This is a genomic window from Kaistella sp. 97-N-M2 (assembly GCF_021513235.1).
Lineage (GTDB): Bacteria > Bacteroidota > Bacteroidia > Flavobacteriales > Weeksellaceae > Kaistella.
Genome location: NZ_CP090976.1, coordinates 1,167,164 through 1,186,506, shown reverse-complemented (window position 1 = coordinate 1,186,506; position 19,343 = coordinate 1,167,164). Strand labels below are relative to the sequence as shown.

Annotated in this window: 13 protein-coding genes and 4 pseudogenes; 14 read left to right on the top strand and 3 right to left on the bottom strand. The window is 41.1% G+C overall.

The window, feature by feature from the left end; translation table 11 throughout:
- The first annotated feature begins 54 nt into the window (after positions 1 to 54).
- The 6 genes and pseudogenes from L0B70_RS05650 (at position 55) to L0B70_RS05625 (ending at position 8,586) form a co-directional block, all read left to right on the top strand.
- Positions 55 to 642 (top strand): thymidine kinase, encoded by a 588-nt coding sequence (locus tag L0B70_RS05650; RefSeq protein WP_235143307.1) that lies wholly within the window; start codon positions 55 to 57, stop codon positions 640 to 642.
- On the top strand, positions 639 to 3,083 hold the full coding sequence (locus tag L0B70_RS05645) for a bifunctional UDP-N-acetylmuramoyl-tripeptide:D-alanyl-D-alanine ligase/alanine racemase (protein WP_235143306.1): 2,445 nt from the start codon (positions 639 to 641) through the stop codon (positions 3,081 to 3,083). The genes L0B70_RS05650 and L0B70_RS05645 overlap by 4 nt, the downstream gene beginning before the upstream one ends.
- Positions 3,083 to 5,249, top strand: a pseudogene (locus tag L0B70_RS05640) (patatin-like phospholipase family protein). The gene L0B70_RS05645 and the pseudogene L0B70_RS05640 overlap by 1 nt, the downstream one beginning before the upstream one ends.
- A gap of 3 nt (positions 5,250 to 5,252) precedes the next feature.
- Positions 5,253 to 5,665, top strand: a pseudogene (gene ybeY / locus L0B70_RS05635) (rRNA maturation RNase YbeY).
- A 169-nt stretch (positions 5,666 to 5,834) separates the two neighbouring features.
- Positions 5,835 to 7,697, top strand: a complete 1,863-nt coding sequence (gene mnmG / locus L0B70_RS05630) for a tRNA uridine-5-carboxymethylaminomethyl(34) synthesis enzyme MnmG (RefSeq protein ID WP_235143305.1) — start codon at positions 5,835 to 5,837, stop codon at positions 7,695 to 7,697.
- A gap of 70 nt (positions 7,698 to 7,767) precedes the next feature.
- Positions 7,768 to 8,586, top strand: coding sequence for a class I SAM-dependent methyltransferase (locus L0B70_RS05625; protein WP_235143304.1), 819 nt, complete (start codon positions 7,768 to 7,770; stop codon positions 8,584 to 8,586).
- Positions 8,587 to 8,781: 195 nt separating this feature from the next.
- Here the strand turns inward: L0B70_RS05625 and L0B70_RS05620 are convergent, their stop codons facing one another.
- Positions 8,782 to 9,972: a phosphoglycerate kinase gene (locus L0B70_RS05620; RefSeq protein WP_235143303.1), complete on the bottom strand. Its 1,191-nt coding sequence runs from the start codon at positions 9,970 to 9,972 to the stop codon at positions 8,782 to 8,784.
- Positions 9,973 to 10,680: 708 nt separating this feature from the next.
- On the opposite strand from L0B70_RS05620, the gene rpiB reads away from it, so the two are divergent.
- The 8 genes and pseudogenes from rpiB (at position 10,681) to tsaB (ending at position 17,172) form a co-directional block, all read left to right on the top strand.
- Positions 10,681 to 11,112: a ribose 5-phosphate isomerase B gene (gene rpiB, locus L0B70_RS05615; protein ID WP_235143302.1), complete on the top strand. Its 432-nt coding sequence runs from the start codon at positions 10,681 to 10,683 to the stop codon at positions 11,110 to 11,112.
- 29 nt (positions 11,113 to 11,141) lie between these two features.
- Positions 11,142 to 13,298: a ribonuclease R gene (gene rnr, locus L0B70_RS05610; protein WP_235143301.1), complete on the top strand. Its 2,157-nt coding sequence runs from the start codon at positions 11,142 to 11,144 to the stop codon at positions 13,296 to 13,298.
- Positions 13,299 to 13,346: 48 nt separating this feature from the next.
- Complete coding sequence (locus tag L0B70_RS05605; protein ID WP_235143300.1) at positions 13,347 to 14,030, top strand: LysE family translocator; 684 nt, start codon at positions 13,347 to 13,349, stop codon at positions 14,028 to 14,030.
- A complete protein-coding gene (locus L0B70_RS05600) occupies positions 14,027 to 14,956 on the top strand; it encodes an LD-carboxypeptidase (RefSeq protein WP_235143299.1) in 930 nt (309 codons plus the stop codon). The genes L0B70_RS05605 and L0B70_RS05600 overlap by 4 nt, the downstream gene beginning before the upstream one ends.
- Entirely contained in the window at positions 14,956 to 15,315 is a 360-nt protein-coding gene (locus tag L0B70_RS05595) for a MauE/DoxX family redox-associated membrane protein (RefSeq protein WP_235143298.1), read from the top strand. Before L0B70_RS05600 ends, L0B70_RS05595 begins: the two co-directional genes overlap by 1 nt.
- A complete protein-coding gene (locus L0B70_RS05590) occupies positions 15,315 to 15,686 on the top strand; it encodes a YraN family protein (protein ID WP_235143297.1) in 372 nt (123 codons plus the stop codon). The genes L0B70_RS05595 and L0B70_RS05590 overlap by 1 nt, the downstream gene beginning before the upstream one ends.
- Before the next feature lie 11 nt (positions 15,687 to 15,697).
- The gene (locus L0B70_RS05585) at positions 15,698 to 16,450 is read left to right on the top strand and encodes an SDR family NAD(P)-dependent oxidoreductase (RefSeq protein WP_235143296.1); all 753 of its coding nucleotides are present in this window, start codon (positions 15,698 to 15,700) and stop codon (positions 16,448 to 16,450) included.
- A 48-nt stretch (positions 16,451 to 16,498) separates the two neighbouring features.
- A pseudogene (gene tsaB, locus L0B70_RS05580) lies at positions 16,499 to 17,172 on the top strand (tRNA (adenosine(37)-N6)-threonylcarbamoyltransferase complex dimerization subunit type 1 TsaB).
- A gap of 64 nt (positions 17,173 to 17,236) precedes the next feature.
- Here tsaB and L0B70_RS05575 read toward each other — a convergent pair.
- Both L0B70_RS05575 and L0B70_RS05570 read right to left on the bottom strand, forming a co-directional pair.
- Positions 17,237 to 18,955, bottom strand: coding sequence for a tol-pal system YbgF family protein (locus tag L0B70_RS05575; RefSeq protein WP_235143295.1), 1,719 nt, complete (start codon positions 18,953 to 18,955; stop codon positions 17,237 to 17,239).
- 6 nt (positions 18,956 to 18,961) lie between these two features.
- Positions 18,962 to 19,036: pseudogene (locus L0B70_RS05570) on the bottom strand (hypothetical protein); the annotation flags it as partial.
- Between the last annotated feature and the right edge of the window lie 307 nt (positions 19,037 to 19,343).

Genomic DNA, 19,343 nt, shown 5'->3' with positions numbered 1-19,343 from the left:
GTCTTATTAAATTTCCCTATTTTTGGTCTCTGAATATTACGGCTAATTTAACAAATGTTTTTAGAAAATACAATTAATCACGCAAAACAAAGCGGCTGGATGGAGGTCATCTGCGGCTCGATGTTTTCGGGGAAAACCGAAGAACTTATCCGGCGGTTACGGCGTGCAGAAATGGCAGGTCAAAACGTAGAAATCTTTAAACCAAAATTAGACGTTAGGTATGCGGATGCAGAAGTTGTTTCCCATAATCAAACCAAGATAAGAAGCACTCCTGTAGAAAGCCCGGCCGAAATCTTACTTCTCGGTTCCAATTGCGATGTGGTGGGAATTGACGAAGCTCAGTTTTTTGATGAAAGTATTGTGGACGTAGCGAATAAATTGGCTAACAGTGGTATACGCGTGGTGATTGCAGGTTTGGATATGGATTTTATGGGCCGTCCTTTTGGTTCAATTCCGAACTTGATGGCCACCGCTGAATATGTGACGAAAGTACACGCAATCTGCAAACGAACAGGAAATTTAGCCAACTACTCCATGCGTATCTCTGCGAGCAAAGATCTGGTTGAACTTGGCGAAACAGAAAGCTATGAAGCGGTAAGCAGAAAAGTTTTCAACGACGAATTTGTGAACAAAAGCTCATGAATTATACCACAAGACAACTCGCAGACATTACAGGGTCAAAACTAATCGGTGAAGAAAATCTTTCTGTAAAGCAAATTGAATTTGACAGCAGAAACATTTATACGTGGGCAAATACAGCTTTCATAGCAATCAACACCACCAAAAATTCAGGCGAGAAATATATTCAATTTGCGATTGAAAAAGGTGTCACGATAATTATCTCGGAGCACATTCCGGAAAACACCGCACAGATTACCTGGATTATTGTTGAAAATTCCATCAAATTTCTGCAGAAGCTGGCGCAACATCACATTCATCAGTTTCAGGTGCAAACCATTGGTATTACGGGCAGCAACGGCAAAACCATCGTTAAGGAATGGCTTTATCAAAGTCTTTTCGACAAACTTATTACCGTAAAAAGTCCGAAGAGTTTCAATTCGCAAATTGGTTTGCCAATTTCGCTTCTTGCGACTAACAGCACGCACGAACTTGGTATTTTCGAGGTTGGTATTTCGAAACCGGGAGAAATGACGGTTTTAGAAGGCATATTATCGCCCGATATCGGAATTCTGACGCACATTGGCTCAGCACATTCCGCCAATTTCGAGTCGGAAGAGCAATTGATCCACGAGAAGCTTTTACTTTTTAAAAATTCAAAAACCATAATTTTTAACGGAGATAACGACCTGGTTTTAAAACTGGTTACTGAGCTTTACTCCAGTAAAAATTTAATATCATACGGCCTTAAAAACCAAAATGATTTTTCTCTTGGTAAGTCGGGAAAAATTCAAAACAAAAAAATAACAGTTCATTATTCTGCGGGCGAATTTTCAATTCCTATACAGGAAAAAGATGAGGCGACTTTGAGCAACGCGCTGTGTGTAATTGCCGTTTTAAAGCAATTTGGCTTTGAAGATTCTGAGGTCATCAAAAAAATTAATTCTTTAAAAGCTGTAGAAATGCGCTTAGAAAGCGTAAACGGCCTGCGAAACAATTTAATCATCAACGATTCTTATAATTTAGATTTGGATTCGCTGATGATTTCTTTTCAGTTTATTCATCAATATAATAGAAAAAGTAAAGTTTTAATTATAACAGATTTTGTGGAAGGTAAAGATGCAGACAAGCTTTACCATCAGGTCGCCGCGTTGACAAATCAACAGGATTTTGATAAAATTTTTTTAATCGGAAACGAAATTACTAATTTTCAAAACTTTTTCGAAGCTGCAACTTATACTTTCGATAACACAAAGGATCTTATTGAAAGTACGCTGCTTAATCAGATTGAAGATTCTTTAATTTTGCTAAAAGGCGCGCGAAAATTCGAAATTGACCGCCTAAAGACTTTTTTAGAATTACAGAAACACGACACGGTGTTGGAAGTTAATTTAAATGCCATTATTCACAACATCAACGCCCATAAAGCTTTATTAAAGCCCGAAACGAAGATGATGGCAATGGTAAAAGCATATTCTTACGGTCTCGGTGGATATGAAATTGCCGAATTTTTGCAGCATCACCACATCGATTATCTTGGTGTTGCCTACGCAGACGAAGGAATTGACCTCCGAAAAAATGGAATTACCACCCCGATCATGGTCATGAATCCCGAGCAGCACAGCTATAACAGCATTATTGATTACAACCTGGAGCCGGAGATTTATAGTTTTCGTGTTTTGGAGCGATTCAATCAACAGCTCATCCACAAAGGAATTCAGCGAAAATATCCCATCCATTTAAAACTGGAAACCGGCATGCACCGTTTGGGTTTTAAAGGAACCGAAATTGACTTACTTTTAAAGGAACTCAGTTCCATGAATGTAAAGGTAAAGTCGATATTCAGTCATCTGTCGTCCTCCGACGATGCTGAAGAACAAGCATACACGCTCGACCAAATCAAAACTTTTACCGAAAATTCCGACCGTTTAATTTTTGGTTTAAATTATCAGCCGCTACGTCACATTTTAAATTCTTCCGGGATTGTTAATTATCCTCAATATCAATTTGACATGGTTCGGATCGGAATTGGAATGGTTGGGATAACCTCCAACCAAAAACTGAAAAAACACCTTCGAAATGCAGTAAGTTTCAAAACGGTGATTTCGCAAATTTCAGAAATCGAGGCCGGAGATTCCGTGGGATACAGCAGAAACTACATTGCCGAAAACTCCACAAAAATTGCAACAATCCCCGTAGGATATGCCGATGGGATTCCGCGATTGATTACAAGTCAGCAGGGTTCAGTCGGAATCCATCAGAAACTGTTTCCCATCGTCGGAAATGTCTGCATGGACATGATGATGATCGATATTGGAGAAGAAAGGGTAAATGAAGGGGAAGAAGTCATCATTTTTAATACTAAACCTTCTCTGGAGGAATTTGCAAAATATTGCAACACGATACCCTACGAGGTTTTAACCTCCATCTCCCGTCGTGTAAAAAGAATTTATATTAAAGACTAATGAAAATTAAAATACTGCTCTTATTGGTTATTTGTGCAAATATCACCCTTTTTTCTCAGGTGAAGGAAGGTTTCAAAGTTCCGCCAAATCCGAAAATCGGTCTCTCGCTCTCTGGCGGTGGCGCAAAGGGCTTTGCCCATATCGGCGTTTTAAAGGTACTCGATTCCTTGGGCGTGCGGATTGATTATGTGGCGGGAACAAGCATGGGTGCAATCGTAGGTGGCCTCTACTCTTCCGGCTATACAGGAAAGGAAATAGAAAAAATTGTAATGGATACCGATTTCTATACAATTATTGCCAACGAAAAAACCCGTCAGGAAACCACTTTTTTCAATAAATCTGTTGATAAATACATTCTTACAATTCCCGTGAAGGACGGCAAGATCAACGTTCTGCCAAAAGCCATTTCGACGGGACAAAAAAACATTTACCTTTTAAAGGAACTTTTCAAAAACGTTTCTACCATCAGTGATTTTTCGAAACTTCCCATTCCCTTTCTTTGCGTGGCAACCAATTTAGAAAGTGGTAAAAAAGAGATCTTTGAGAAAGGCGATTTGGTAAGCGCCATTATGGCAAGCTCCGCCTTTCCCTCGTTGATGGATCCCGTTAAAATTGGAGATTCGCTTTACATCGACGGTGCGATGACCATCAATTATCCTTCGAAACCGCTTAAAGATAAAGGAATCGACATTGTCATCGGCGTCGACCTCAGTCAGGGACTCGCAAGTGCGAAAAACCTCCAGAGTGCAATTGATATCCTCAATCAGGTGATTGATTTCGGTATTCAAACAGAAACAAAAAATCAATATACCTATACTGATATCAATATTCATCCGAATCTGACGGGTCTGGGAGCCACAAGTTACGATGCGAAAAAAGCCATTCTGGATTCGGGTTATGTAGAAGCAAAAAAGTATATCAAACCCCTTTCCCTGCTTCCAAAAAAGAGAGATCGATTTTCTGCGGTCTCCTTTAAATTCGATCTATTCCAATGTGTATAAAATTGATAGTTTAATCGTTGAAAACAACCATATTTTCAGTAAAAATTACATACAGGGGAAGATGAATCTGCGTGTTCCCTCCCTTCAAACTTATGGAGGAATTAATAAAATGATCGATCGCCTGTACGCCACCAACAACTATAAACTCATCAATTACGACATTATTCAAAAGAATTTTAAAAATTATCTGAAATTAAATTTAACCGAGGACGACACCCGAATCTTTCTGAAGTTTGGTTTACACTACGATGAGATCTTTAAAACCGGTCTTTTGCTGAACGCCACGGCAAAAAGACTTTTGTTCCGTAATTCAATTGTCTCGTTGGATGTGGTCATCGGTGATAGTCCGCGGTACTATTTGAACTATTTTATCGATAATGGCTTTATTCCGGGCTTTGGCGTCTACGCGTCGGGAATGAGTCTGGATTTGAACGATGTTGATTCCAATGTCTCCCAGCGGTGGAACTGGTTCCGTAACGAAGCCTTTTTACAATCGGTTTGGCGCGATAAATATGCAATTGGAGGCGGTTTAAGCCACGATTATTTTGAAGCTAAAATCGCCGGCGAATCGTCTTACGCGAATGCAGCGAATTTTATCAACCCTTATATTTTCATTAAAAGCGATACCCAGGACGACACCAGTTTTCCTACGCGGGGATTTTTGCTTAACGCAGAAGGTAAGTTTATCGATATCCTAAACGATGAAAAAGATGGCAGCACACTGCAGGCCAGGATCTCCTCGCAGTTAAACTTCCCTCTTGCGGGCCGGCTAACGTACCGTTTGGGCTTAGTAGGCGGCTTTACACTTGGAAACAACCTACCTTCCTACTATCAGTATCGGATTGGCGGGATTTTCGATCAAAACTTAGGGAATTTTTTTAAATTTCAGGGTTATGAATTTGGTCAGGTCAGCGCTGAAAACATTTTAACGGCATCCAACACTTTGCAGTATAATGTTTACAAAAACTATTACCTGGATGCAAATGTGAGTGTGGCGAACCTTTTTAATGACATTGAAGTGGACGATATATTCCATATCAACGCGTCTTCCGTGGGCTTAACTGCCGGGTACAAATCACCGTTTGGCCAAATTAAGATCAACTTTAGCCGCTCATTAACCGTCGATAATAACATTCTGAGCGTTATTTTAGGACATTATTTTTAGCATATGATTCAGTTTTTTTTTGAGAATATCGCAGAAATTGCAATTCCGCCCGGTACTGAAAACTGGCTGGAGCAACTTATCAGCAACGAAGAAAAAAAGTTGGTGACATTAATTACATTTTCTGTGATGACGAATATCTATTGCAGGTTAACCGTGACTTTCTGCAGCACGATTATTACACAGATGTCATTACGTTTGATTATGTGAAGGGTAAAACCATTTCCGCAGATATTTTTGTATCTTTGCACCGCATTTCCGAGAATGCCGCCCTCTCCGAAAACTTTGATTCTGAATTACTTCGGGTCTTAGCCCACGGAGTTTTACATTTATGTGGTTATAAAGATAAAACACCGGCAGAAATTTCAGTCATGCGACAAAAAGAAGATTTTTATTTATCGAATTTTTTAGGAGCTTAATCCCGCTTTCCGCTCTATCTTTTCTTCAGCCTTGCCTCACTAAGGCCCACCCAAAGGCTTCACAAAAGGATGCCGCTGCAATCGGGGCTAAAAACTATTATTTTACAATTAAAGCCGAAATGTTTCACGTGAAACAATTTAAAATTTAAATGATTTATCACCTTATTTTATGATAAACGATATATATGATGTCATCGTTGTAGGTGCGGGACACGCCGGTTCCGAAGCCGCAGCTGCTGCTGCAAATCTTGGGTCGAAAACGCTGCTCATTACTATGAATATGCAAACCATCGGACAAATGTCCTGTAATCCTGCTATGGGCGGTATTGCCAAAGGACAGATTGTACGCGAGATTGATGCGATGGGCGGTTATTCAGGTATTGTCGCCGACAAATCTGCGATTCAATTCAAAATGCTTAATCTTTCTAAAGGTCCTGCAATGTGGTCGCCCCGAACCCAAAATGACAGAATGTTATTTGCTGAAGAATGGCGGTACGCGTTGGAAAACACCCCCAATTTGGATTTCTTTCAGGATATGGTGAAAAGTTTAATCATCGAAAACCATCAGGTTGTTGGTGTTATTACGTCATTAGGCATAAAAATTAAAGCAAAATCAGTGGTTCTTACGAATGGTACCTTTCTTAATGGGCTTATCCACGTCGGCGAAAAACAATTAGGTGGTGGGCGAATGGGCGAACCAAAAGCGATGGGAATCACAGAACAACTTGTTTCCTTAGGTTTCGAGTCCGGACGGATGAAAACAGGTACTCCACCGCGAGTTGACGGAAGAAGTTTGGATTATTCGAAAATGGAGGAGCAGAAAGGAGATGAAAAGCCGCAGAAATTTTCCTATACCGATACACCAAAGCTGACGAAACAACTGAGCTGTCACATCGTTTATACCAACGAAACTGTGCACGAAGTTTTACGGGAAGGATTCGACAGAAGCCCTATGTTCAACGGTACCATTCAAAGTACAGGTCCCAGATACTGTCCCAGTATTGAGGATAAGATCAACCGTTTCGCGGAGCGCAACAGGCATCAGTTATTTGTGGAACCTGAAGGCTGGAGAACCGTCGAAATTTACGTTAATGGTTTCAGTTCCTCGTTACCGGAAGACATTCAGATAAAAGCGATGAAACACATCCCGGGTTTTGAAAACGTAAAAGTTTTCCGCCCCGGCTATGCGATCGAATACGACTACTTCCCTCCTACCCAACTCTATCATACACTGGAAACAAAATTGATCTCAAATCTCTATTTTGCAGGACAAATTAACGGTACAACGGGATACGAGGAAGCCGCCGGTCAGGGACTCATGGCGGGAATAAATGCCCATAATAAAGTCCATGATAAAGGGGAATTTATTTTAAACCGCGACGAAGCCTATATCGGCGTGCTTATTGACGATCTTATTACCAAAGGTACAGAAGAACCTTACAGAATGTTTACCTCCCGTGCGGAATATCGCCTGCTTTTACGCCAGGATAATGCAGACATTCGACTAACCGAAAAAGCCCACAAATTGGGCCTCGCAAGCGACGATCGATTAAAAAATGTAGAGGAAAAAATATTAAAAAGCAACGAGCTGGAAGATTTTCTTAAAGCCACATCCTTGAAACCAGGCGTGATTAATCCCATATTGAACAGCATAGATTCCTCTCCCGTCGACCAGGCTTATCGTGCTGCCCAAATCCTAACCAGACCGAACATGACCTTAGAGAAGTTGGAAGAGATCACCTTCATCAAAGAAAAAACGGGTGAATTTGCAGAAGATGTGAAGGAACAGGCGGAAATTAACATCAAATATCGTGGCTATATTGAAAAAGAAAAGGATAATGTCGAGAAATTAAACCGTCTCGAAACCATCAAAATTCCCACCGATTTTGATTTTAAAGTTATAAACTCCTTATCCGCCGAAGCTAAACAGAAACTGGACAAAGTAAGGCCGCAGTCAATTGCCCAGGCAGGCAGAATTAGTGGTGTTTCACCGGCAGACATTAATGTTTTGTTAATCTATTTAGGAAGATAACTTAAAATGTTTCACGTGAAACATTAACTTAGAAGAACCTCAATGTAGAAAATTTGCACTTCAACTCAAAATGAAAATTAAAGATCATTTTCTTACCCAGGAAACTTTTCAACTCGAAGAAACGTCCACGAAAGGAGTTTTCAAGACGACGCCATTACCGGAAAATCTGGACAAATATTACGACAGTGCAGACTATATTTCGCACCATCAGGATTCGGGAAGTCTTAAAGAAAAACTATATAAATTTCTCCAGGGATTCAACCTGAAGTATAAAAAGAATATTCTTTGTCGTTATGTAAAAACTCAGTCAAAAGTTCTGGATTATGGCTGCGGTGCGGGTGAATTTCTTAAATTTATAGAAAATGACTTTACTGCGGTAGGCTTCGAACCGAACGACGCTGCGAGAAATGCCGCTGCTAACAAACTGCTTAAATCAACTATAGTAAGAGACATTACCCAGATCGAAAACAAAAGTCTAGCGGCCATAACCTTGTGGCATGTTTTTGAACACATTGAAAATCAGGAAGATATATTAAAAATATTTTATTCCAAACTGAAAGACAACGGTTTACTGATTATAGCCGTGCCCAATCCCACTTCTTTTGATGCAGAATATTACAAAGAGTTTTGGGCTGCCTACGATGTTCCGCGACATATCTATCACTTCTCCAAAAACGGCATGGAAAATTTGATGAACAACCAAAATTGGAAAATCAAAAAAATTAAGCCCCTCCTACTCGATTCCTTTTATATTTCCATGCTCAGCGAAAAATATAGGAAATCACGCTTATTTTGGTTAAAAGGTCTGCTTTTTGGTGCGATTTCTAATTTTAAGGCTTCAAAAACAGGCGAATTTTCCAGTTTGATATACATTATCGAAAAAAAATAGTTTTTACAATTTTGACGAGTTTCTGAAGGCCGAATTTGGAAAGAATCTATTTATTTTCGTGAATATTCCTTTTTTCATAATCGCATTTTTAATAAATAAGATCCCGGTTAGATTAAATTCATTCCTATTAAATTTAACAAAAAAAGATCACCAACTTTGGTGATCTTTTCTATTGAACTAAATATTTAGTTTATCTTAGTCGTTTATTGCTTTTACGCCTGGAAGTTCTTTTCCCTCCAAACTTTCCAGCATCGCACCACCGCCCGTAGAAACATAACTTACTTTATCCTCATAGCCGAACTGTTTCACAAACGCCACACTGTCGCCACCGCCCACGAGGGAAAATGCTCCCAACTCCGTGGCTTCCGCGATACTGTCGCCCAATGCAACTGTACCCGCAGAAAAATTAGGCATTTCGAAAACACCAACCGGACCATTCCACAAAATGGTTTTTGAATTCATTATTACATCATGGTTCATCAACTGCGTTTTCTTGCCCGCATCCAGTCCCATCCAGCCTTCCGGAATATCATAAACATCAACCTCCTTGATCTCCGCATCATTACTGAATTCGTCTGCAATCACACTGTCGATGGGCAGATGTACTTTTACATTCTGTGCTTTTGCTTTCTCCAATATTTCCAGCGCCAGTCTTAACTTATCCTCTTCTACCAGCGAATTACCAATTTGTCCGCCTAATGCTTTAACGAACGTGAAAGCCATCCCACCACCAATAATAAGATTGTCAACAGCCGGCAGCATATTTTCGATGATCGTAATTTTCGACGAAACTTTAGACCCACCCAAAATGGCCGTCACCGGTTTTTCGCCATCTTTAAGAACCTTATCGATTGCCCGCAACTCTTTAGCCATCAGTAAACCGAAAAATTTAGTATTAGGAAAAAACTGCGCAATAACCGCGGTGGAAGCGTGTGCGCGGTGCGCCGTCCCAAAAGCATCATTAACGAAAGCATCGCCATATTTCGAAAGTTTCTCCGCAAATTCTACGTTGCCCTCTTCTTCCTCTTCATAAAAACGCAGATTCTCGAGCAGTAAAATCTCACCCGGCTTCAGGCATCCTGTCATGTTTTTCGCATCCTCGCCCATGCAGTCCGGACAAAACTGAACTTTCTTACCAAAAACCTTTTCAATTTCTGGTATGATATTTTCCAGGGAAAATTCTTCAGAAACCTTTCCTTTCGGCCGGCCCAAATGCGTCATCAAAATCACACAGCCACCATCGTTTAAAATCTTTTCAATGGTCGGTTTTACCGCTACAATCCGGCTGTTATCCGTAACTTTCAGATCTGCGCTTTGCGGCACATTAAAATCTACACGCACCAGTGCCTTTTTATCTTTGAAATTGAAATCGTTTACTGTCTTCATACTTTTCCGTTTTGGTTTCACAAATTTAGGATTAATTCCCGCTAATTAAAATTTAATCTCATTTAAAATTCCCCAATCCCCAAAGCCTCAATTTATCTACATTATATTCTTTTATTAAAAAAAGAAAATGAATAGTGTTGTTGTATCGTGCGGGTTTGGGGAGAAATAAAATCCAGAAAATTCACCACATACAGTCGCGCCAAAGTTCATACGCAACCAACATTATAAAAAATTGATTGATAGTTGGTTAAATACTTTATCAACAATTGTCAGTAAGTTTTATGCAGGGGCATTCTTAGCAAATTTTGTATGGAAAACGTCTTCAATTTTCTGCCCGAACTTCTCAAAATAATTCTGCGATAATCCAAAAACAAATTGCAGTATGAATTTTATATGAATAAGAAAAGAACTTTTTTTACTTACTTACCAACACGAATCCGGGGCGATGTTAACAATTTTTAAGAGATCTTTTTGGGCGTGCCCCTCGCCATGCTCTCCCCTGCCCGGGTCGCGCTGTTCGCTTTTACTCCTCGCGCCTTCGCACATTCCGCGCCTGCTGCGGGGTAACCGCTACCATCGCTCACGCAGCGCACGTTTTTCTCGGTTTTATTTTCCCGGTCTGCAAAGATTTAAGATTCAATCAAACCTTATTTATATTAATAGTATTAAATTTGTAAGAATTGTAAAATGATAATATTACATTGAAACATGAAAAAAATAGCAATTGCTGCGGACCACGCAGGTTTCGACTATAAAGAAATTCTTAAAAAACATCTGGAAGGTCACTACGAAATTCAGGATTTCGGTACCTATTCCAAAGATTCTGTCGATTATCCCGATTTCGTTCATCCCGCGGCGGCCTCCGTAGAAAATGGCGATAATGTCCTCGGAATTCTTATCTGCGGAAGCGGAGAAGGTGTTGCTATTACGGCGAATAAACATCAGGATATCCGCTGTGCTTTATGTTGGGAAGTTGAGCTCGCCGAACTGGCAAGAAAACACAACAATGCTAATATGATCGCGCTTCCCGCGCGGTTTATCACCAGCGACCTCGCAATTCAAATCGTCGAAAAATTCCTCACCACCGATTTCGAAGGTGGCAGACATCAAAACAGAGTAGAAAAAATAGCCTTTTGCTAATTTTCTAATTACAACCAAACATCCCTTAAATGGCAAAAAACAGCAAATTTATATCTCAAAAAAATCAAAATAAACTCCAGGAAATCGGACGTTTAATTATGAATTTTATGAACAAAAATTCCACGAAAATCTATAATTATAAACAGATTTCGGACGGAATAGACTACAAAAATCCACGGCAGCGCGAACTGGTCATTCAGGCCATTCACAAACTGCTTGCTGAAAACAGAATCAAAGAAACGGAGAAGCAGAAATACATTCTGACCCTTAATATCGAAGGAACTTTAAGCGGTACCATCGATTTCAACCAGGCCGGAAATGCTTACGTTCGGGTTGACGGTATGGACGATGATATCTTCATCCATTCCAAAAACGTAAAAGACGCCATACAGGGCGATACCGTTCTTATTGTAACCTATAACTTCAAAGGAAAAAAACTAGAAGGCTCTGTTGTAGAAGTTCTCGAAAGAAAACGCGACGAGTTTGTGGGAACTTTTCAGCTCATCAAACATAAAGATTTTGGTTTTGTGGTATGTGATAAAAAAACCATCAACACCGATATTTTTGTGCCGAAAGGAAAGATTGGCGGTGCTGAAGACGGCGATAAAGTGGTCGTAAAAATGACCGATTGGCGCGCCGGCGAAAAAAATCCTGAAGGCGAAATCATCAAAGTTTTGGGTGCTCCGGGTGAGCACGAAACCGAAATCCATTCTATCTTAGCAGAATACGGCCTTCCCTACGAGTTTCCTGAAGAAGTGGAAAGAGAGGCGCAGAATATCGATCAGGAAATCCGCGACACCGAAGTGGCAAAACGCCGCGATATGCGAAATGTCTGCACCTTTACCATCGATCCCAAAGATGCCAAAGATTTCGACGATGCGCTTTCCATTCAAAAACTGGACAATGGCAACTGGGAAATCGGCGTTCATATCGCCGATGTTTCTCATTATGTTGTGCCCGGAACTTTGCTGGATGATGAAGCCTACAGCCGCGCCACTTCCGTTTATCTGGTGGATAGAGTAGTGCCCATGCTTCCCGAGGTGCTCAGTAACGAAGTTTGTTCCCTGCGTCCGAATGAAGATAAATTTACTTTTTCCGCCGTTTTTGAACTGAATGAAAATTCCGAAGTTCAAAACCAGTGGTTCGGCAGAACGGTAACGCATTCCGACCGCAGATTTTCTTACGAAGAAGCGCAGGAAAGAATCGAAACACAAACCGGGGATTTAACTGAAGAAATTTTAACGCTGGATCGCCTGGCAAAAATATTAAGAAAAAGAAGAATCGACGACGGTGCTATTACGTTTGACCGCAGCGAAGTCCGTTTCAATTTAGACGAAAACAGCCAACCCATCGGCGTTTATTTCAAGGTAAGCAAAGATTCCAATCACTTAATTGAGGAATTTATGCTTTTGGCCAACCGTAAAGTTTCCGAATTTGTCTCCTTAAAAAAAAGCGGAACGCCCACAGAAAGAACCTTCATTTATCGGATTCACGACGATCCGGATCCCGTAAAATTAGAAGCTTTGCGCGATTTTGTTTCTACGTTCGGTTACAAAATGGATTTGGCAAACACGAAAAAAGTGGCGCAGTCTTTAAATAAACTTTTGGGCGAAGTGAAAGGCAAAGGCGAAGAAAATATGATCGAAACTTTGGCCATGCGCTCTATGAGCAAAGCAATTTATTCCACAGATCCGATCGGACATTACGGCTTAGGTTTCGAATATTATTCGCATTTTACCTCACCGATCCGACGCTATCCCGATCTGATCGCGCACCGGTTACTGCAGCATTACTTAGATGGCGGAAAATCGCCTAACAAGCAGGAATACGACGAAAAATGCAAGCACTGCAGCTCAATGGAAAGGCTCGCCGCCGATGCAGAGCGCGATTCCATTAAGTTTATGCAGGTTAAGTTTATGGAGAAACACTTGGGCGAAGAATTCACCGGTGTAATTTCCGGCGTTGCAGACTTCGGTTTCTGGGTTCAGATCCCGGAAAACGGTGCAGAAGGTTTAATTAAACTGCGCGATCTCATGGACGATTCTTACTCATACGATCAGAAAAATCATTTGGTACAAGGCAGTAGAACCGGCAACCAGTACCAGTTGGGCGATAAAGTAACGATTAAAGTAATGAAGGCAAATCTAATTCAGAAACAACTGGATTTTAAAATTGTCAGCAAATAAAATGTATTTCTAAATATTTGAAATACAAGAATTTAAGACTTTTATTCTATGATAGAACTCATACTGTCCGCCATTGGTTTAGGCATCATGCTAAGTTTGGTTTTTATTGGACCTATTTTTTTTCTGTTGATTGAAACGAGTTTTTCCCGCGGTCCGAAACATGCGTTAGCTCTGGATTTGGGCGTTATTTTGGCAGATATTTTATGCATTGCGGCAGCATTTTTTGCAAGTGGCGATCTGGTAGAAATCATCGATAAACATCCTGGATTTTACCGCATAACAGCTTTTATTATTTTAGTTTATGCGGTTTACATGATTGTTTCCAAAACAAAAATGCACCTGGCAGGCGAAGAAAAAATGATCAGCCAAAATTATATGAAAACCTTTTTAAACGGTTTTTTCTTTAATATTTTAAATATTGGCGTCGTTTTATTTTGGCTGGTGACGGTGATTTCCGTGCGGAATTCTTATCCCGACCTCGACGATTTTCTTCTGTATATGGCGCTGGTTGTGGGAACTTATCTGGTGATCGATTTTTTCAAAATCTCCTTAGCCAAACAGTTTCATGAAAGTTTAACGGAGAAACTGGCCAATTATATCCGAAAAGGAGTAGGGTTTGTTTTAATGGGATTCAGCATCGTTATTTTCCTGCAGAGTTTTAAAAAATTCAACCAGTTCGACCAAAGACTGGAGAATGCAGAAAGGACGGAACAAAAAATGATTCACAAATGAAAGACCTCATTTTCCCGAAATCTCTAAAGAAAGGCGACAAAATCGCCGTTATTTCTCCCGCCGGATCCGTAGAGGAACCGCAGCTGGAAGAAGGGCTGCAACTCCTAGAAGCAAAAGGATATGAACCCGTTCTCGGACAGCATGTTTACACGAAATTTAACCACGGGTATTCTTACGCCGGCACAGAAAAAGAAAGAATTCAGGAGATCAACTGGGCATTCAATGCTCCCGAAATTTCTGCGGTATGGGCCTCGCGTGGCGGTTACGGGTGTCAACATTTGTTGCGACATATTGAGCTTTCCGACTTCAAAAAAAAGCCGAAATGGCACATTGGGTATTCCGATAACACCGTGATCCAAAGTTTTCTTTTAAAAAATAATTTCGCCTCTATTCATGCGCAAACGCTTAAAACCTCAAGTTTTGGCGTTTCGGCGGAGAGTTATGAACTTGTCTTCGATATTTTAAAAGGAAAAAAACCAACATACAGAGTAGAGCCGCACCAATTGAATAAAAAGGGAACAGCAGACGGAAACTTAGTCGGCGGAAATTTAGCACTGATCTATGCGCTGCTGGGAACTTCTTATTCATTCAATTTCAAAGATAAAATTCTTTTCATAGAAGATATCGCCGAATCGTTTTATGCTTTGGACCGCATGCTCATCAGCTTAGATCTGGCCGGTGTTTTCCGCGAGATAAAAGGTTTGATCATCGGCGGAATGACGAATATGGGCGATGAAAAAGACAATACAAATCACGCCGCGAGTTTTGATGAATTCGCGTACGAAATCATCGCCGAAAGAATTTCAAACTATAATTTTCCGACATTATTTGGCTTTCCAAACGGCCACATTTTCGACAATAAACCATTAATTATCGGCGCAGCAACAAAGTTAAAGGTAGGAGAAACAAACACGGTAGAATTTTAATGGATACCTTAGAAATTTCAAAATATATTCTTGCGGGACTGCTTATCATCGCCGGAATTTTGCATTTTGTAACGCCAAAACTCTATCTGAAAATAATGCCGGCATACCTGCCCGCGCCTTCAACATTGGTTATTTTAAGTGGGATTGCAGAAATTATATGCGGAGTTTTATTACTTATTCCCACGGCACAAACCGTCGGCGCGTATCTCACGATTGCGTTGTTAGTGGCAGTTTTTCCCGCAAACATCGAAATGTCGCGCAAATATTTCGTGAAAAAAAAGGAAGGATTTTGGCTCTCGGTCCTTAGATTGCCGCTTCAGATTGTACTGATTTGGTGGGCTTATCAATTTATTAGCTAATGGCGGAACACAATGATTTCGGAAACCTTGCAGAAAAACTGGCTGCAGACTATCTGACCGGAAAAAATTACAAAATTTTGGTTCGGAACTTTCGTTATCAGCGGGCTGAGATCGATATCGTAGCAGAATTTGAAGATCTGATCGTTGTTGTAGAAGTAAAAGCCCGCGGAACAGATCTGTTTATGGAACCGCAGGAAGCCGTCACGAAAAAGAAAATTAAAGCCATTGTTTTGTGCGCCGATCATTTTATGAAAGATAGAAATTTGGATAAAGAAGTTAGGTTTGATATTATCGCCGTGCTTCCGGATTCCGCCGGAAAATTACAAATTACGCACATCGAAGACGCGTTTCAGAGTTTCGATGCCAATTAAATACAAGATTAATGAAGACAGCACTCATCACCGGCGCAACGTCCGGCATAGGAAAAGCCACCGCAGAATTGTTAGCGAAAAACGGCTACAGATTAATTCTTTGCGGACGAAGAACAGAAGTTTTAGCACACATTAAAAGCGAACTTTCAACCGCAACGGAAGTGTTTACGTTGAATTTTGATCAGCGTTTCTTCGCCGAAGTGGAAACCGCGATCGGCTCTTTGCCAAAAGAATGGCAAGACATCGATGTCGTCATCAATAACGCGGGAAACGCGCATGGCTTAGAAAGTCTCGAAGACGGCAAGATTGAGGACTGGGATGCGATGATGGACGGCAATGTAAAGGGGATTCTCTATGTTTCAAAACTTCTGATTCCCGGAATGAAAGCTAAAAAAAACGGGCATTTCGTGAATATTTCTTCCGTTGCGGCGCGACAGACTTATGCAAATGGCGTTGTGTACTGCGCCTCAAAACGCGCGGTGGATGTGATCTCCGAAGGAATGCGTCTGGAACTGACCGAATTTGGGATCAAAGTAACCAACATTCAGCCCGGTTTGGTGGAAACTGATTTCTCTAAAGTTCGATTTAAAGGCGACGAAGAAAGAGCCGAAACCGTTTATCAAGGTTATGAAGCTTTAAAGCCGGAAGATATTGCCGACGCCATTTCCTACTGTATTTCTGCGCCAAAGCACGTGGCGATCTCCGATCTGACCATTTATCCGAGCGCGCAAAGCGAACCGCGCACGGTTTATAAAAACCTTTAAAACATTTAATTTAATCAAATAGATTTCTTTTATTAAATTCCTCATCCAATGAAAATTCTCCATATCGAAACATCTTCTAAAAACTGTTCTGTCGCAATTTCTGAGGGATCTGACTTACTTTGCCTTTGTGAAGAAATTTCGGAAAATTATAAACAGTCCGAAAGTTTACACACGTTTGTGGAGTGGGCTTTAGAAGGTGCCGGAATTTCTTTGCAGGATCTTGACGCCATTTGCTTGGGAAAAGGACCGGGTTCCTACACCGGTTTGCGAATCGGTGCTTCTTCAGCCAAGGGGTTTTGCTTTGGTTTACAGATTCCACTTATCGCGGTGAATTCATTGGAAAGCATGACCGAACCTTTTCTGAGGAAAGATTATGACTTGATTATTCCGCTCATCGATGCGCGGAGAATGGAGGTGTATTGCGCCATTTTCGACGGTAAAACCGGAGAAATGCTCACCGACACCGAAGCCAAAATCTTAGACGAAACTTCGTTTCAGGAACTGCAGGGAAAAAAGTGATCTTCGTCGGCGATGGTGCGACAAAAGCCCGGGAAATTCTTCAGCTTTCCGCCGCCGCATTTGATGGTACAATTTATCCGTCAGCGAAATACCTGATTAAAAGAGCGCAGGAAAAATTTAAAGCAAACGAATTTGAAGATGTTGCCTACTTCGAACCTTTTTATCTGAAAGATTTTCAGGGCGTAAAGAAGAAATCTTCCTGATTTAGAAGGAGATATAATCGAATATAAAAAGAAGAAAAGCGAAGTTTTACCTTCGCTTTTTTGCTTATCTGATTTTAATTTCACCGGCGGGCGGCACGGTTCGTGGCGCTTGCAGACCGTTTGAATTTGGCGATCTGACGTCGGTATTATTTCCGTTATTAGTGGGACGTTGCGGGAATGGCATGGACGAAGGAGCGCGTGGAACCGGTGGCTGATTCTGCATTTCGTCCCTCGCAGTTGGTGTTCCGGGGCCCATGTTGATGTTGTTCATTTCTGTTTTGTTGCCGTTTGCATCTGTAGTTTCGATTGCCAAATCGCTTTTCAGGTATTTTAGCATGTCTGCGGCTTTTTCGCCTTCAACTGTTCTGGCATAATTCAAGGCGATTTGCTCCAACTGAAGGATCATGATTTCCTTTCCGGCGATTTTTCCCGAATTAAATGCGTTCAGCAAGGCGAATTTGGGCACCAAAGCGTCTTTCGGATATTTTTCCAAAGAAGATTCGATCAATGCTTTGCTCTCCTCATATTTTTCTGTTGCATAGAGATCGAATGCCTGAGCATAGGCTTTTTCAACTTCTTCCGAAGATTTCGCGAATTCATTATTCTTCGGGTTTTTTACGAATTCAGCGTAAGACGTGTAAGGATATTCCGTAAGGATCATCTGTTTTGCACGTTCTGCAGCACCCGGATTTTTTTCGTAATTAAAGGCGAAGATCTGGTATAGCGCCTGGAGTTTCAGATCGTCTTCGGGTTTGCTGTCCACAAGATCGTAGAGTGTTTTTGTCGCCAGCGGCGTATCCGAAAAATAGGACTCATACATGGTTCCCAGACCTAACGTGGCTGTGTCGCGGGCTTTTTTCAGCGCAAAGATTTCCTGAGTATCGGTGGGAATTTGTTCGATGTAGAAATCGGGTTCCAGTCTTCGGGGATCCGGCGCGGTCGCAATTCCCATGGCTTCATTTTTCATATCTTCAATAGAATTGCTTCTGGCAGAAGTCCGCCAGTTATCACTCAGCGAGCGGTTTCCCCATAACTGTTTGAAGCTGGATTCGCCTTTAGCAACGGTGCTCAGATTAGAAAAGTAAAAACCTCCTTTGTTCTCTCCAAAATCCTGGAATCCGCCCGTGTTGGAGGCAAATACAGAATTGGCTCCGTAATCACCCGTGTCGAAACCTTTGGACCGCTCGGCTCTTCGCTGTTCCAGTTCGGCCTGTGCTTCTTTGGCTTTAATACCTTCGATATATTTGTTGAAATAAGCAATTCGTTCCGCTTCCGGCATATTCGCCAAAGCCAAAATACTGTCGTTTTTCTTGATCAGATAGTAGTTTGCAGAAACCTGCTTGATGTTTTTCGATTGTTCCTGGAGCAAAATTTTGGATGGTTCATAATTCATGGAAGCCAGCGCCGAATCATAATAAGCGCCCGCCGACAAATAATCGCTGTCTTCAAAATAGGCTTTTCCAATTTCGAAATAATCGAGTCCGCGAATTTGCGGATCCGAAACTTTCTCCTTCAAAGACTGCGCGAAAAATGCCTTTGCTTCTTCCTTTTTTCCGGCTTTGTTGGCCATCAAGCCTAAAGCGTAATAAAACTCATTTTTACGCGAACCGTACGTTCCTTTTTTGCTAATTTTTTCCAGATATTCTTTTGCACCTTCATAATCATCTTCTTTTCCGTTAAAGGTTTTTGCGATTTCGATCTGCGATTTTACTTCAAACTCAAAGTTGTTCGCATTTTTGTAGGCTGATACAAAACTTTCACGGGCTTCTTCATTTTTACCCAAATTGGCCAGGATCTGTCCGCGCAGAAAAGCGATCCGGCTGCGAAGTTTTCTGTTTTTGTTGTAGGCATAAGCGTTTTCCAGTTCGGCGACGGCTTCTTCTTTTTTCCGGCAGAAAGCAACATTTCGGAGTAGTAAATGCTTAATAATTTTCTTTCGTTCTTTTTGAGCTTATCGTCTTTCAGACCTGCAAAAACTTCTTCGGCTCTGGCATAATCTTCCATTTTCGAATAGGCCAAACCCTGATAAATGCGCGCTAAAGGCAGCCTTTTATCTTTGGACATATTGCTGAAAATATAATTCAGTCCATCCAGTGCTTCCAAAGGTTTATCCTGATATAATCTCGACTGCGCGAGAAGGATATTGGCATCAAAAATTTTCTTGTTTTTTT

Excerpts from the sequence above, each read along its gene's own strand:
- L0B70_RS05585 (WP_235143296.1), top strand. The coding sequence starts at position 15,698 with ATGAAGACAGCACTCATCACCGGCGCAACGTCCGGCATAGGAAAAGCC.
- L0B70_RS05650 (WP_235143307.1), top strand. The coding sequence starts at position 55 with ATGTTTTTAGAAAATACAATTAATCACGCAAAACAAAGCGGCTGGATG.
- rpiB (WP_235143302.1), top strand. The coding sequence starts at position 10,681 with ATGAAAAAAATAGCAATTGCTGCGGACCACGCAGGTTTCGACTATAAA.
- L0B70_RS05605 (WP_235143300.1), top strand. The coding sequence starts at position 13,347 with ATGATAGAACTCATACTGTCCGCCATTGGTTTAGGCATCATGCTAAGT.
- L0B70_RS05625 (WP_235143304.1), top strand. The coding sequence starts at position 7,768 with ATGAAAATTAAAGATCATTTTCTTACCCAGGAAACTTTTCAACTCGAA.
- L0B70_RS05595 (WP_235143298.1), top strand. The coding sequence starts at position 14,956 with ATGGATACCTTAGAAATTTCAAAATATATTCTTGCGGGACTGCTTATC.
- L0B70_RS05620 (WP_235143303.1), bottom strand. The coding sequence starts at position 9,972 with ATGAAGACAGTAAACGATTTCAATTTCAAAGATAAAAAGGCACTGGTG.
- L0B70_RS05645 (WP_235143306.1), top strand. The coding sequence starts at position 639 with ATGAATTATACCACAAGACAACTCGCAGACATTACAGGGTCAAAACTA.
- rnr (WP_235143301.1), top strand. The coding sequence starts at position 11,142 with ATGGCAAAAAACAGCAAATTTATATCTCAAAAAAATCAAAATAAACTC.
- L0B70_RS05590 (WP_235143297.1), top strand. The coding sequence starts at position 15,315 with ATGGCGGAACACAATGATTTCGGAAACCTTGCAGAAAAACTGGCTGCA.
- mnmG (WP_235143305.1), top strand. The coding sequence starts at position 5,835 with ATGATAAACGATATATATGATGTCATCGTTGTAGGTGCGGGACACGCC.
- L0B70_RS05600 (WP_235143299.1), top strand. The coding sequence starts at position 14,027 with ATGAAAGACCTCATTTTCCCGAAATCTCTAAAGAAAGGCGACAAAATC.